At 64.8% G+C, this 874-nt stretch carries 1 protein-coding gene; it reads right to left on the bottom strand.

What is annotated here, in order from left to right; translation table 11 throughout:
• Window positions 1-8: 8 nt before the first annotated feature.
• A protein-coding gene (locus NK1_RS34125) for an IS5 family transposase (RefSeq protein WP_157104574.1) occupies window positions 9-808 on the bottom strand; the annotation gives its coding sequence in 2 pieces (ribosomal slippage) (window positions 9-478 and window positions 478-808; 801 coding nt in all).
• Window positions 809-874: the final 66 nt, after the last annotated feature.

Raw genomic sequence — 874 nt, 5'->3', positions numbered from 1 at the left:
AAGAGCTTCTATCGGGTTCGGTTGCTGAGTCGTCGCCAGCAGATCAGTGCTGCGGCGAGGTCGAGGAATCCGTGGTGGATGTCGGTGCGTCGTTCCCATCGGATGGCCAGCCGAGGGTACTGGTGGAGCAGGGCGAAGGTTTGCTCGACGATCCAGCGGCCGGCGGTGACCTTGTCGCGGGTTCCGCGGCGAGCGATGTAGCCGGTGATATGTCGTTGCCGCAGTTCGGAATACACACTGGGATAGTCGTATCCTTTGTCCGCGATCAGGGTGGCGATCCGGCGACGGGGTCGGCCTGGCCGCCCGCGCAGGGGTCGGACCCGGTCGAGCAGCGTGGGCAGCAGCAGATGGTCGTTGACGTTGGCCGCTGACAATGCGACTGCGAGTGGGAAGCCGTTCGCGCAGGTCAGGATGTGGTGCTTGGATCCGGTCTTCGCGCGGTCGACCGGGCTGGGACCTGTTGCGGCGCCCCTTTTTTCGCCCGCACGTGCGAGCCGTCGACCATGACCCGGTCGAAGTCGATCATCCTGGCGGCGTGGCAACGGGCGAGCACCGCCTGATGGATCTGTTCGAACGCTCCGGCGGCTTGCCAGTCGCGTAACCTGCGCCAACAGGTCATCCCGGACCCGAAGCCCAGTTCCTGGGGCAGGTCCTCCCATCCGATCCCGGTGATCAGCACGAACAAGATCCCCTGCAGCACCAGACGGGAGTCCATCTGCGGCGGTCCCGGCGTCCCGGCCGGTTTCACCGGCAGTAGCGGTTCGATTACCGCCCACAACTCGTCATCCACGATCCAGGGTGCTGCCACGACGAAACATCCTGCACTGCAACCGAACCCGCCGCCAACCGAACAAACCTGTTAGGAGCTCTAAGG

This window comes from Nocardia kruczakiae NBRC 101016 (assembly GCF_001612965.1).
GTDB lineage: Bacteria > Actinomycetota > Actinomycetes > Mycobacteriales > Mycobacteriaceae > Nocardia > Nocardia kruczakiae.
Note: the sequence above shows the minus strand (reverse complement) of the source record. Positions and strands in the feature narration are given on the sequence as shown.